The organism is Methanocorpusculum sp. GPch4 (assembly GCF_012062385.1).
Classification (GTDB): domain Archaea; phylum Halobacteriota; class Methanomicrobia; order Methanomicrobiales; family Methanocorpusculaceae; genus Methanocorpusculum; species Methanocorpusculum parvum.
On record NZ_SIJA01000029.1, the window covers coordinates 12,582 to 26,821 of the forward strand.

Here is a 14,240-nt window from a genome sequence, read left to right on the forward strand (position 1 = left end):
AGGTACTAAAAATGGCATCAAACAAAGTAATCGGAATCGACCTTGGAACCACCAACTCCTGCCTTGCTATTATGGAAGGCGGCAGTCCGGTCGTCATCGCAAACGGAGAAGGATTCAGAACAACCCCGTCTGTTGTCGGCTTCTCCAAAGAAGGCGAAAGACTCGTCGGGAACGTTGCAAAACGTCAGGCGATCATCAACCCCACCAGAACCGTCAGCTCGATCAAACGGTACATGGGTACCGACCACCCGACCGAGATCGACGGCAAAAAATACTCCCCGCAGGAGATCTCTGCAATGATCCTGCAGAAACTCAAGATGGATGCAGAAGCATACCTCGGCGAGAAAGTCGACAAAGCCGTCATCACGGTCCCTGCTTACTTCAACGACGCTCAGCGTCAGGCAACCAAAGACGCAGGACGGATCGCCGGACTTGAGGTCCTTCGTATCATCAACGAACCGACCGCCTCGGCTCTGGCATACGGCCTCGACAAAGAAAACGAAGTCACCGTCCTTGTCTACGACCTTGGCGGAGGAACCTTCGATGTCTCCATCCTCACTCTTGACGACGGACTCTTCGAAGTCAAATCGACCGCAGGAAACAACCGTCTCGGCGGAGACGACTTCGATGCACGCGTCGTTGACTTCCTTGCCGACGAGTTCAAGAAGAAGGAAGGCGTCGACCTGAGAAAGGACCCGGTCGCCCACCAGAGACTGAAGGATGCCGCAGAGAAGGCAAAGATCGAACTTTCCTCACTCCAGAAGGCAAACATCAACCTCCCGTACATCACCGCCACCTCCGACGGACCCAAACACCTGGATGTTGATCTGACCCGTGCAAAGTTCGAGCAGCTCATCGGCGACCTCGTCCAGAAGACCGTCGAGCCCGTCAAGCAGGCATTAAAGGATGCAGGCCTTAACGCTTCTGACATCAACCATGTTCTCCTTGTCGGCGGATCGACCCGTGTCCCGGCCGTCATCGAGACCGTCAAAAACCTTCTCGGCAAAGAACCCGACAAGACCCTGAACCCTGACGAGTGTGTCGCGCTCGGCGCGGCAGTTCAGGGAGCAGTTCTCACCGGCGAAGCAAAGGACGTTGTCTTACTCGATGTCACCCCGCTGACGCTTGGTATCGAGACGCTCGGCGGCATCGCCACGAAACTCATCGAGAGAAACACCACCATCCCGACCAGAAAGAGTCAGATCTTCTCGACCGCGGCAGACAACCAGACCTCTGTTGAGATCCATGTCGTCCAGGGAGAGCGTCAGTTCGCCCGCGACAACTTCAGTCTCGGCAGATTCCAGCTCACCGGCATCCCGTCAGCACCCCGCGGCATGCCGCAGATCGAGGTCACCTTCGATATCGACGCAAACGGTATCGTCCATGTCTCCGCAAAGGATCTTGGAACCGGCCACGAACAGTCGATGACCATCTCCGGCAGAAAAGATCTCAAAGATGACGAGATCGAAAAGATGGTCCGCGACGCAAAACAGTTCGAGGAAGAGGACAAGAAACGCCGTGAGGAGATCGAGCTTCGAAACAACGCCGACAACGCCGTCTACGCTGCGGAAAAACTCGTCAACGACAAAGAGACCGCTGACAAGATCGACGCCGAAGACAAGGAAAAGATCTCATCCGGCGCTGCAGCTCTCAAAGACGTCCTTGCAAAAGAGGATGCATCCTCCGAGGAGATCAAAGAGAAGATGGACGCCCTTCAGGAAGTCGTCTTCGCGGCGACCTCCAAGATGTACCAGAAGATCCAGGAAGAACAGCAGGCGGCAGGCAATGCGGCCGGTTCCGGATGTGAAGGCAACTGTGACTCCTGCAAAACCGACGACAATGTCGTAGACGCAGACTACGAAGTCAAAAAGGACTAAACCTCCTTTTTTTGGGAATGTAAGAAATGGGTTCGGAATCGTACTATGATGTCTTGGGTTTGCCCCGTAACGCTACGGAGACAGACATTAAAAAGGCTTACCGAAACCTCGCCAAGAAGTATCACCCGGACGTCTGCAAAGAAGCCGGGGCTGAGGAGAAGTTCAAGTCGATCAACGAGGCTTATGATGTTCTTTCTGACGAGAGCAAACGCCGGCAGTATGATCAGCTCGGACATGATAATTTCACGAATGCATCGAAAGGTAATTATTCCGGTGCAGGAGGTGCAGGATTCAATGCGGACTTCTCAGGATTTGGAGATATCTTCGATTTCTTCGGCGGAGGAGGACGCAGACAGAGCGGGCCAAGAGAAGGCGACGATCTGTTGATGCGGATCCAGATCACGCTGGAAGAGGCGGTGTTCGGAACGCAGAAGGAGATCGAGGTCATGCATACGGAGAGCTGTCCTGACTGTGACGGGACTGGCAGTTCAACGAAGAAGACCACGACCTGCAGCAAATGCGGAGGAACGGGTCAGATCAAACAGGTGAAGAACTCGATCTTCGGCCAGATGGTCACCCAGTCTCCGTGTCCAAACTGCGGCGGAAGAGGGAAGATCCCCGAGTCTCCGTGTAAGAAATGCAACGGAACGGGACGGACCAAGATCCGCAGAAAGGTCACGGTCAATGTTCCGGCAGGTATCGACAGCGGCATGCGTCTTCGCATGGAAGGATACGGCGAGGCGGGAGATTACGGAGCGAGAAACGGCGATCTGTATATCGAAGTCTATGTCGTGTCGAATCCGAAGTTCGACCGTGAGGATGATAATCTGATCACTCAGTATGAGATCTCGCCGGCACAGGCAGTTCTCGGATGCGAGGTGGAGATCGAGACGATCGATAAGAAGAAGGTCGTGCTGAAGATCCCGGCAGGTATCGCCTACGGGACCCGTCTCCGGATCGCCGGCGAAGGTGTTCGAAGACGCGGCAACTACGGAAATCTGCTGGTCAGGGTCGTGATCTCTGTGCCAAAGAAGATCTCTTCTGCAGAGAAGGAACTGTATGAAAAGCTTCTGAAGGCTGAAGGAAACGCCGGCTCTTCTTCGTCGAAGGATGACGAGAAGGAAGGCCGCAAAAAGCGCGGGATCTTTAAGTAAGCGAGGGTGGAGTGAAGGTTCCCTTAACTCCACCCGAAGCGGGGAGCAAATCTTTGATTTGCGACTGCGGGTCGGATGCGAAGCAGACGACCTCAGCTGAGCAAACCAAAGGTTTGCGACCAAGCGAGGATTTCCCTTCACTCAACCCGAAGCGGGGAGCAAATCTTTGATTTGCGACTGCGGGTCGGATGCGAAGCAGACGACCTCAGCTGAGCAAACCAAAGGTTTGCGACCAAGCGAGGATTTCCCTTCACCCCACCCGAAACGAAATCCCTCCACACAATATATTTGTAAACACCCCCGGACCGGTGCTCTTTGCAAGGGAGCGTACTCCCGATCACACTCTTTTTTTATGCCTTTCACCGCCTTATCCGGAAAAGAAAGTGCCACCCTTAATTAACCCCCGCGTCTATAGTAATAGATAATGACTCTCGCATTGCTCTCAGTCTGGGATAAGACCGGGATCCTTGATCTCGCCCGCGTCCTGACTGCAAACAACATTGGAATCCTAAGTTCCGGAGGGACTGCCAAAGCTCTGCGTGAAGCGGGCATTCCTGCAAAAGACGTTTCAGACTACACCGGTTTTCCCGAGATGATGGACGGCCGCGTAAAGACCCTTCACCCGAAAGTCCACGGCGGTCTTCTCGGCCGCAGAGGCACCGATGACGATGTTATGATGAAACACGGCATCGAGAGAATCGACATCCTCTGTGTCAATCTGTATCCGTTCGAGGAGATGTCGAAAAAGGATCTCCCGCTCGAAGAACTCATCGAGTTCGTCGATATCGGCGGCCCCGCGATGATCCGCGCGGCATCCAAAAACTACAAGGATGTTGCCGTATTGACCGATCCGGCTGATTATCCGCTGGCGATCGAAGCGGTAAAATCCGGCGGGTTCACTGAAGAGCAGAGACTTCATCTGGCAGCCAAAGCATTCACCCGTACGGCCGCCTACGATGCTGCGATCTCCAACTATCTCAACGGGATCGACAAGGAGTTCCCTGATGTGTACACCGTGCAGTTTGGCAACGGCAGAAAACTCAGATACGGAGAAAACCCCCACCAGCTGGCCGCCGTTTACGGAACATCCGGCATCGCCGGTCAGACCGCTCTGCAGGGAAAAGAGATGTCCTACAACAATTATCTCGATGTCCACGCAGCGGTAAGTCTCTGCAGAGAGCTTGACGGATTTGCGACCGTGATCGTAAAACACAACAACCCCTGCGGAGTCGCGCTTGGGAAAAATCAGCTCGAGTCCTATCTCAAGGCGCGGGATGTCGACCCGGTCTCGGCCTACGGCTCGGTCGTTGCGATGAGCACGCACGTTGATACCGAGATCGCGAAGGAGATCTGTTCGACCTTTGTTGAGGTTTTAATCGCTCCGTCGTTCAGCGACGAGGCACGCGAGATGATGAAGACGAAACAGAATATGCGTCTCTTAATTCTCCCGCCGGTTGTTCCTGCTGATGAGATACGCACGATCGACGGCGGTATTCTCGTCCAGAGGACCCCGGCATACACCGAGGACTGGAAGGTCGTTTCCAAGCGTGCTCCAACCGCAGACGAGGTCGAGGCACTCAAACTCGCCTGGAAAGTGGTCAAGTACGCGAAAAGCAATGCCATCATCTATGCGAACAAAACCGAGACGGTGGGAATCGGCGTCGGTCAGATGAACCGCGTGGACTCGGCGAAGCTCGGGATCCAGAAGGCTGCGGAGTTCGACAGGACGATGAAAGGGACCGTGATCGGGTCCGATGCGTTCCTGCCGTTTGCCGATACGCTGGAAGTGGCGGCCGCAGCCGGAGCAACGGCGCTTATCCAGCCGGGAGGATCTATCCGTGACAACGAGGTCCTCGAGAAGGCGGATGAACTGGGTATCGCGATGGTTTTCACCGGGACCCGGCATTTCAGACATTAATTATGGATTTTTCGGGGATTTTCCCCGGTGCTTTTTTTTCTGAAGGGGTCGTGCTTACCCGGTCGGGTATTTTGCATCTATTTGAAGAAAATTATCTGAAGAATAATGGTATTTGCCTGGGCATACCTGTATGATCACGATCAGGACACTGGGCGCGGCGGCTCCGGGACCACGCGGACCATCGTGAAGTTCACCATTTTCTCCGCGGTGTTTCCAAAAATATCGGTGACGACGAGAGTGATACTGGTATTGCCCGCTGTTGTCGGATACTCGCCGGCGACGCAGGGGTAGGGATCGAGAGTCGTGATTTTTTCCTCACCGTAACTGTCCGACCGGACGAAGACATCGGCGATCTGATACCTGGATGTGATGAACGCCCGGACGACTCCCCAGGGCGGGACGACATCCCCGTAAGAGGCTTCGCCGCCTTCGGCCGGGAAGAGAATGGTGATCGCGGGATTTTCATCTCCGGTGTACTGGACATACGCCGGGACGAGACGTTCGAGCGTTGTCGAAAGGTCTTCTCCATAGTTGCAGATATTTTTCAGCGGGATCATGACCCGGTCGGGAGGAACGTGGGTGATGAGGGCGATATATTCGGCGGAGTCGATTTTGAGAAGGATGACAGGGTCGTGCGGCCTGAGTATTTTTGCAACGGATATGTCGTATTTCCCGGAGGTGCCTTCGAGCGTCATGTAGGGGACAAGGACGGATGAAGCCGGAAAGGATGCGGTCGTCTGGGTTTCCTGTATTTTTCCGTTCATGACCGAGGCCGGCAGGATCAGGGTCTCGAGATTTTCTTCCGGATGCGTGTCGTTTTCCAGGGGAATGAGGCATCCGGCGGAGAGGATGACGGCGAGAATCAGGAGAAACGCAGCGATCCGTTTCATGAATCTCATATAGGATGAGAGGTGCCTTAAATATATTGAGCATAGTATCCAATTGTCCGCGGGAGGAGGTTTGGGAGGTGAGGTCAAAACGGCTGGAGGATATCAGGAAATAAAGCGAAAGAGTTTCAGGACATACACATATACCTACAGTGATAATGGAGGAAATGTATGTTTACGATCTATGTTTATATTCTTGATACTTTGGCCGACTGGGAACTGGGGCATGTTACTTCGGAGCTGAATTCCGGCCGGTTTTTCAAAAAAGGCGCGGAGCGTGTATCGCTCAAAACGGTTAGTTATTCAAACGAGCCGATCACTACAATGGGCGGGATGACCATAGTGCCCGATTGTTTGATCGATGATATCGTTGTGAGTGAAACAAGCGTGCTGATCCTGCCGGGCGCAAATACATGGGACGACCCAAAGCATTGCGCTATTATTGAAAAAGCAGGCGAACTTCTCTCTTCAGGCGCTTTGGTGTGTGCGATCTGCGGAGCTACTGCGGCTCTTGCCAATGTTGGGATGTTGGATACGCGTTTGCATACCAGTAACGGACCGGGATTTCTTGAGATGTTTTGTCCCGGATATAAAGGGCAGAATTTCTATATTGATGAGCCGTCTGTTGCGGATAATAACCTTATTACTGCAGGTTCCACCGGAGCTTTGTTGTGGGCGAAACAGATCATTGAGCATTTAGGTGTTTTTGAATCAAACACGCTGGAATCCTGGTATGCATATTTCAGTACAGGAAAGCCGGAACATTTCTTTGCTCTGATGCAGAGTCTGCAGCCCGGCAAGGAAAACTGATCCGCTTTTGCGATGGGGGAGAGAGGCAGATCCCCCTCTATATTCACCTCCGTTTTAATAACAAGCGAAATGTCTTTGCAGAGAGCAGAGGGGAGGCTTTCGTATTTTTGCGCTGGGAGATTCCCTCCACATCCTTCCCCGGAGAGATGAGCTGATGAAACACTCTTGTGTTTTTTCTTTTAATATAGCTGATTCTTCATTTACGGACTGAAAAGTAGAATTTTGGCGATGAGATCTCCTGCTGATTTATAACAAACTATATGCTTGAGCGTTACGAACAATGGACCATTGAGCGTGGTGAAGTGTAGACATGGCATTGAGTTTACGTGATAAGGAAATACAGGCAGCGAATCCGATCCAGCATACTAAAAGATGTCATCTTCTGCGGTCCGGGACAAGCTGCTGTATGAAAACATCGGATATCCTCACATATTTTTTACAAAGATGTGTGTTCCCCTATTTGAAATTGGAAATGATATAATAGATATGCGGAGAGGAGAAAAAATGGAAAGGGAAAATGTCAAATGAACATTGTAAAAATCAACGATAACGACAAGACAAAATATCTGGACCTGCTGCTTATTGCAGATGAACAGGTAAGTATGATAGAAAAATACTTATATCGCGGTGATATGTTCGCTATGTATGATGATGAGGATGATGATGTTAGGGCAATTTGCGTTATTACACAAGAGCAGGCAGATACGTTTGAACTCAAGAATATTGTTACCGTTCCCAAATATCAACGGAAAGGCTATGGACAAAAACTCATTGCCTTTATTGTTGACTACTACAATAAGTCTGGCAGCGAATTATATGTTGGAACGGGCGATAGTCCTGCGATACTTCGTTTCTACGAAAAATGCGGATTTGTAAAGTCGCACATTGTTAAAAATTTTTTTGTAGATAATTACGACCATGCTATGTATGAAGACGGACAGCAGCTGATTGATATGATTTATTTGAAAAGAGATCTGTGAACGATCCTAAGACATCATGGCTGCTGTCGGCCGCATGGATCATCAGGAGTTCTCAACCGAACCGCTCTGCAGCGGAGGCATCATCCGTTTCATTGAAATCATCGGTGAAGCGGCAAAATATATCCCAGAAGAGATCCGCACCGAATATCCTGATATCCCCTGGAGAAAAATGGCCGGAATGAGAGACCGTCTGATCCATGCATATGCGAATGTCGATCTCAAATACGTCTGGGATTTTGCAGTAAACGATTATCCCGCTGTATTATATGCAGATATCTGCCCTGCGTACAGCACTTGAGTTACACGAATGATTGATTTTTTGATGCTGACATTTTTGTGTGTGCCTGAGACCCCCTCCGGCTCACCCCGCCAGCGCCTTTATTAGCTTTGACTCTTTTCTACGCTTCGTTCATGTTGTCTCTTGACAGTACCTTCTCCAATCGAACTGAAATTTGTCCCTTATAACCGTTTCTCAATATTCTTCCAGCTATGAGTACTCAGACAACTTTTATCTAAATCCTTCGTCATGTTTTCCCAAAGCCTATACGGTATAGTCATTGACAAGTAGTCTTTAATAGCGGCACTTCTCTGGGAAATGTCAAAAAGGCCCATGATCGCATAAGGTTCTTCTTTATCTATCTGCTCTGCCGCATATACGATAGAATGGCACGCTGCTCCAAATGGTGCAAGAGTATTCACAGCTTTTCCATTATAGAAGCCCTGCATAGTAACAAGTGCTGACATCTGGTCTGCATTTGCAAAGATAAATACTAAATCCGGAGTGCCGACTTCTGCCCATTTACTAAGCGGTGCAAAAACAATTCGTGGATATGCCTTATCTGAATAAGGCATATTCTGCCTCCACCTCATTGCAATTTCTTCATCGCAGAAGAATCTCTCGCCTTCTCTCACCATCGGCGGAGCTCCTTGCGGCGCGCGCTCCCCTAACCCTTGAGAAAGCATTTTATGGATATTCGGATTCAATCTGGTAAAACCATCTCCAAAGCAGGCACCGACTGCTCCTCCCGGACAGGTACAGCTGTCCTCGTTCATTGACGTGACTTTACCCTTTGCGGCGGCCAGAACAAAAGGAATTACACAATTCCTCTTTTCCGGAGAAGCTTCCAAATCAATTTTTGCATCCGTATTTCCAAAGAATATACCTACGGGTTCTAAATCCAGATGCAGCATTTCAACTAGCTTCAAATCCATATTCTTGACCTCATTAAATTAATATTTTATCTCTCTTTATTTAATTATACCACAGTACACCTCTCCTCTAATACCAAGTGTATGAATCTGTATAGTGATACCAATTGTTGTTTTTGAGTTTGACACAGACGATACCGTCTTCAATCCATACTTTTGTCCTTCCGCCCCTGTCCCCCTTTTCGTGAATTTAGTTGGCGGGTTGGCGACGACCTCAGCCGAGGCGGGGACCTTTAGGTCCCTCAGCTGAGCAAGTCGATAGACTTGCGAGCAAATCTCTGATTTGCGTTATTTTTTCGTGAATTTCGTGTGATGAGGAGTACCATACAAGGAATCTCGTTCAATGTGAATACAGGGATCACAGCACGAGGGAAAAAAAGTACATGAAGGCATGAATGAATTTTGATATGATTATCACTGAATTTCTGGGGTTTTATTAATATACTTGTGTGATCGATTAACAAGTAGGGAAAATATGGGGTTTCTAAGTAATTTATTTGGGAAACAATCTGCTGAAACAAATTTGACTGAAATGAAAAACATTCCAGTAAAAAAAAGACCTGATCTCCTGTCTGTTCATCCGGACATTAGAGATTTAATTTGGTTGAATGACGGGCCAAATAAGAATTATAGTCCAGATAAAAAAGAGAGCAGATACGAATATGAAGGACTAAGATTTGTAATCTCTTCTATGAGCGGGGAAGAACCGAGTTCAATTTCACTCAAGTTACCTGTTTCTTTTGTTGAAGATTCTGTGAAAGTTGAACGACCCCCATATTATCCAAGATATGCTCAACTAACTCCTGAACAAAGAGGTGAGTATTGGAAATTACTTGCCAATCCGTATAAACCAGGAGTAGATATCGGATATATTTTTATCTTATACTATGGACTGGAGAGACATCTTCTCAATGGAAATTATGAAAAAGCATTTGATGTTGTTTTGAAATTACGCGACGTTCATCAAAATGGTTCTTTTCAAATTTACTCCGGAAATGCACTAATATTGACTGGTCTCTACAGACAACGCCCAGATTTAATAAGGAAATTCGTTCGGTCAATCGATCATGATTTTGAACTTATATTTTCCGATAATCTGTATCTCCTCTGTATGTTTGGTTTGGATATTCCTCTTTCAGCAAAAGACATCATGCGGATGGCAAAAACGTTTGAGTTTACCAACCTTAATTACATCAAAAAATATCCCGACATTTTTGAAGAAGTTCTCTTAACAAATATACAACAAAAATACAATGCAGATGTTTTGAATATTAAGGATTTCATTAATGAAAAAGAGAACAGAAAATTGCACGTACAAAACACCAGCATTTTTGCAAATATGTCTATCATCAATACGAGTATCCAAGTACCGCAAATCGCTGATAATTTTAAATTGAAAAAAGCAGTGTACGATTTGTTGGAAGAAACCCATGAACAGACTAAAGTTAAACTTGCATCTCTTCGAAAAAGTGGCGAATTAAAAGCAGAGGTAAAAGCCGAGCCTAAGAAAAAAGTAATTCCTGTCTTTGATAGTGATATGGAGAAAACACTTCAAAAAGACCTTATTTCAAACAAAGATGATGCATATGATAGGCATTTTTCATTAATTGCTTTACAGAATTTTTACTATAAATATCGCGATGTCGATGAAAAATATCTGGATAAGTGCATTATTGCTTGTAATGAAGATATAAACTCTCTAGCTAATGTGCAAAGAGATTATCGTAAGCAGGAGATTAAAACAATAAAGCAGTTATCCAAATATCATAGTAGCCTTGAGAATGATGCTAAGGTATCAAACGTGGGATATTTCACCGGAGTCATACCCGCGTTTAGTAGATTAGCAATCATTTATGAAAAAAACAAAAAATACAACGATGCACTCAATGTTTGTGATCAGGCTATTAAATATTACACAAATTATGGTATGCTATCCCAATCACAGGAATTTGAAGAACGCAAAGAAAAACTCCTGAAAAAAGTTATGTAAGAAGAGAGGACAGTCAGAAATTTTGCTGAAACTCCTACTATTGTTAGGAACGAACCTACTCTCTCAAACAAATTAAGATATCTCCACCGCGGAACGACTTGCAAGTCTAACGACTTGCTCAGCTAAGGGTGTTCGCTTTCAGCGTCCACCCCGCAGTCACTTCCCGCACCCCAAAAATAACCAAACAATATTCATATATCCTTACGGGAGGCGCCGGGGCGCCGACAGGATTTGCCCGAACGTTCCCGATGAGGGATGAACCGGCGGGACGATAAGGCACGCCGTGTTCAAGTGAGGATAAGCAAATCCGATTCTGAAAGCCCGAAGGGCGAGATTCGCGCCGATTCGCGGTTGGTTTTATCTCAGGTGTCCACACCTTGTCCTTCTCCGTCCTAAATTATTCACCAACCCCCTCCATTCCTCCGCCCCTGTACCCCTTTTTGTGCATTTTGTTGAGTTGCGAATGGGACGCTGAAAGCGGACGACCTCAGCTGAGCAAATCGTTGATTTGCGTGTTTGTGGATTTTGTGATAGAGTCTTGCCAATATTTATGTGGAACGAGAGACCATATTCCCAAATGATGACAAAATTATGATTTCTGGAAACTATAATCTCAGGGCATAAAAGAATATGAAATTATTAAATAATCTGCTTGATAAAGATCTATATGAAGTAAAGGAAGAAGATTTACTTTCCACAGTAAAAAAGCAACGAAATACATATTTTATTTGTACAATAATACTCATACTGCTACTTGTATTACTCTTGGTATTTTTCTATGTACAAGCCGCTGACTATAATGAACAAATTGACAACCATTTTTCTACACAATATCAGGAAGTCTATTATCCCAAAGGTGAAGAGAATATTAATCTTATAATCAATGAGACCAGAAATATTACCGATCCAATAGATAAACTCACTGCAATAGCAGACTGGGAAATAGATGGATTCATTAATTTTCTTCAATATCAGAAATGGAATACGTCATATAATCACACCCGGAGATTGGGAAGTAATTATGTGTATGACGACGAGGGGCGGATTAGAGCGGCGAGTGGTCCTTATCAGAATGATCCCTATTGGATAGCTTATCATAAAATAGGAGCATGCGGGGAACTAGGAACATTATTTGCGTATGTGGCTAATCAATCAGGATTTGAAACACGATTGGTCTCTGCCACATACGCTGATTTACCAAATAATCATGCATGGGTGGAAGTAAAAGTTAACGATGAATGGATGTATTTTGATCCAACGGTTTACTGGGATAATTACAATAATAAATGGAATCAGACTTTCACAGATAAGTGGTATGGATCCTTGGATGAGCAAGATGTATGGGGAGTTAAAGTGTGGGGTATTTATGACAAGGAAACACGCCAGGATGTATGCAATGGACGGTATGAAAATGTGGACCAGATCCAATGGTGGGAGAAACATACATACCGTATAAGGACGTTCATAGCGTTTTGGATCGTAAATCCAATCCTAAATTTTTTCGAATAGAATTCTAATTAAAGTAGATGAAGGTGAAACATGGAAAATATTAATCCATTAAAGGAGATTGAAGTAACACTCGAAGATTATAATAAAATCGCATGGAAAGATATTCTTAAACACATAGATGAAGATGCGAAGGTAGGAACACTTTATTACTATAATCACCTCTTTGAGAAACTATCTGAGGTTAAACAAACAGAAGGTGATTTAAAATCAGCTAAAATATTCTATTTGTTTAGAGACATCACATCCTATATTCTGAATAAGCCATCAAACCCCCAACAACCATTTGTACCATGGGGCCAAATGGGGACTTTCAAAACACCTTTACCTGATAATTTTACGGATACAGATTTGAAATTCTTTGAATCGATCCTCCCAGAAATCGAGGATATATTCTTGCTCTCCAGAATTGCTGACACGCTTTGGTTACGTGGTAAACCAAGAAACAAAGATCATGCTCTTCATGCAATAGATGCTTACGTCAAATATCCATTGAACTCTGAAAGATTCATAATTGAAAATAGCCTAAATGCCTGGGAACGCGCCCTCTACCTTTCAAAAATTCTAAAAACTAGTGGAAATGAACGATATGAAAAAATAATCAACACGTTGTATGATATATTTCAATCACTCAAGGCAGAGTCAAAGGCCTCCGTGTTTCTGTTGAGATTGGCAAGATTGTTAAGATTAGATTCTAAAGATGTTTCCAATGAGAAAAGGCTGATTATTGCAGAAAAATTAGAACAGAATGCCAAGTACCAATCATATTTGCATATTGTAGAGGACATCTATGATGAGGCAATAAAATGGTATGAATTGGCTGGTAAAATAGACAAAAAACCGCAACTATATTCAGATTATGTTGCAAGAATTGAAGAAAGGGTTTTGGAGAATGATACCAGTAATGAAGGATATATTAATTCATATCTCGAAACGGCAATACTGACTCTTCGAAAAATTCCTAAGGCAAATAGAAGAGAATTTGATGTAGATAAGCGATTAATTGCGCTTCGTTCCAAGAAAGGTGAATCAGATAAATTACTTCTGGCAGATATGATTACAATTAGTTCCGATCCGATTAATATCAAGGAACTGGTCATTCAGAGTAGCAGGAAAATAACCGGCAAATCTCTTTACGATGCGTTAGTGATATTGAGTTTGATTCAACCTCCAATTAAGGAAGCGACTCTTCGAAAAGAAAGTATTGAACTAATGAAAACTACTCCACTCCAGACTCTATTCCCAATTATTCATGTGGATAAATCGGGGCATACAATTGCATCAACTCCATCAGTGGATTCAATAAATTTAGATCCGGAACAATCTGAACCAATTATATTCGAACAAATGTTGAGCCAGTATAAATTACTCATTGGTTTACTCGCTCAAGGATGCATTTATCCAGCCCTGCAAACATTTAATGCAGAGCATCATATCACTGAATCCTTATTATTGGATGTAGTTCATCATTCATCAAGAGTTCCCGAAGAGAGAGAGGAAATTTGGGCAAAAGCTCTATATTACGGGTTTGAATATGAATTTTGTATTACAACCCATCTCTTTACAACTCAACTTGAGAACTGGATTCGATTAATTTTACAAGAAAATGGACAATTAACTACTACAATTGATAGCGAGGGAATTGAAATAGAAAATGCCTTGGGCACCTTAATCGCAAACAACAAAGAAGTCTTGGTCACTGTGTTTGGCGAAGATTTGTATTTTGAATTGCGGGCGTTACTCACAGAGCGTAATGGATTAAATATGCGAAATGAAGTGGCCCATGGATTACTGTCATATAATGAACTCAACTCCTATAACTCCATGTATCTTTGGTGGTTCTGTCTTCGATTGGTAATGAGGGAAGCACTCTCTCAAAAAGAAACTACTCAGAAATAATTCGGCATAG

General features: G+C 45.5%; 11 protein-coding genes. 9 read left to right on the forward strand and 2 right to left on the reverse strand.

From position 1 onward, the window contains the following. Positions 1–11: 11 nt before the first annotated feature. The 3 genes from dnaK to purH all read left to right on the forward strand — a co-directional run bounded on the left by dnaK (position 12) and on the right by purH (position 4,949). Entirely contained in the window at positions 12–1,877 is a 1,866-nt protein-coding gene (gene dnaK / locus EYA77_RS02705) for a molecular chaperone DnaK (RefSeq protein WP_042697603.1), read from the forward strand. A 26-nt stretch (positions 1,878–1,903) separates the two neighbouring features. Further along, positions 1,904–3,031: a molecular chaperone DnaJ gene (dnaJ, locus tag EYA77_RS02710; protein ID WP_167815797.1), complete on the forward strand. Its 1,128-nt coding sequence runs from the start codon at positions 1,904–1,906 to the stop codon at positions 3,029–3,031. Positions 3,032–3,455: 424 nt separating this feature from the next. Further along, a complete protein-coding gene (purH, locus tag EYA77_RS02715) occupies positions 3,456–4,949 on the forward strand; it encodes a bifunctional phosphoribosylaminoimidazolecarboxamide formyltransferase/IMP cyclohydrolase (RefSeq protein WP_167815798.1) in 1,494 nt (497 codons plus the stop codon). Between the two features lie 140 nt (positions 4,950–5,089). Here purH and EYA77_RS02720 read toward each other — a convergent pair whose 3' ends face one another. Further along, complete coding sequence (locus EYA77_RS02720; protein WP_167815799.1) at positions 5,090–5,839, reverse strand: hypothetical protein; 750 nt, start codon at positions 5,837–5,839, stop codon at positions 5,090–5,092. Between the two features lie 168 nt (positions 5,840–6,007). On the opposite strand from EYA77_RS02720, the gene EYA77_RS02725 reads away from it, so the two are divergent. From EYA77_RS02725 to EYA77_RS02735, 3 genes are all read left to right on the forward strand, one after another. Beyond that, positions 6,008–6,646: a type 1 glutamine amidotransferase family protein gene (locus EYA77_RS02725; RefSeq protein ID WP_095642249.1), complete on the forward strand. Its 639-nt coding sequence runs from the start codon at positions 6,008–6,010 to the stop codon at positions 6,644–6,646. Between the two features lie 524 nt (positions 6,647–7,170). Beyond that, a complete protein-coding gene (locus EYA77_RS02730) occupies positions 7,171–7,626 on the forward strand; it encodes an N-acetyltransferase (RefSeq protein WP_167815800.1) in 456 nt (151 codons plus the stop codon). Between the two features lie 16 nt (positions 7,627–7,642). Further along, complete coding sequence (locus EYA77_RS02735; protein WP_167815801.1) at positions 7,643–7,924, forward strand: DUF86 domain-containing protein; 282 nt, start codon at positions 7,643–7,645, stop codon at positions 7,922–7,924. A 161-nt stretch (positions 7,925–8,085) separates the two neighbouring features. Here the strand turns inward: EYA77_RS02735 and EYA77_RS02740 are convergent, their stop codons facing one another. Further along, positions 8,086–8,832: a DUF169 domain-containing protein gene (locus tag EYA77_RS02740; RefSeq protein ID WP_209314993.1), complete on the reverse strand. Its 747-nt coding sequence runs from the start codon at positions 8,830–8,832 to the stop codon at positions 8,086–8,088. A 478-nt stretch (positions 8,833–9,310) separates the two neighbouring features. Here EYA77_RS02740 and EYA77_RS02745 point away from each other — a divergent pair, with 478 nt between their 5' ends. From EYA77_RS02745 to EYA77_RS02755, 3 genes are all read left to right on the forward strand, one after another. After that, positions 9,311–10,825, forward strand: a complete 1,515-nt coding sequence (locus EYA77_RS02745; protein ID WP_167815802.1) for a TerB N-terminal domain-containing protein — start codon at positions 9,311–9,313, stop codon at positions 10,823–10,825. Between the two features lie 630 nt (positions 10,826–11,455). Further along, positions 11,456–12,334, forward strand: coding sequence for a transglutaminase-like domain-containing protein (locus EYA77_RS02750; RefSeq protein WP_167815803.1), 879 nt, complete (start codon positions 11,456–11,458; stop codon positions 12,332–12,334). A 30-nt stretch (positions 12,335–12,364) separates the two neighbouring features. Then, entirely contained in the window at positions 12,365–14,230 is a 1,866-nt protein-coding gene (locus EYA77_RS02755; protein ID WP_167815804.1) for a DUF4209 domain-containing protein, read from the forward strand. Positions 14,231–14,240 lie beyond the last annotated feature (10 nt).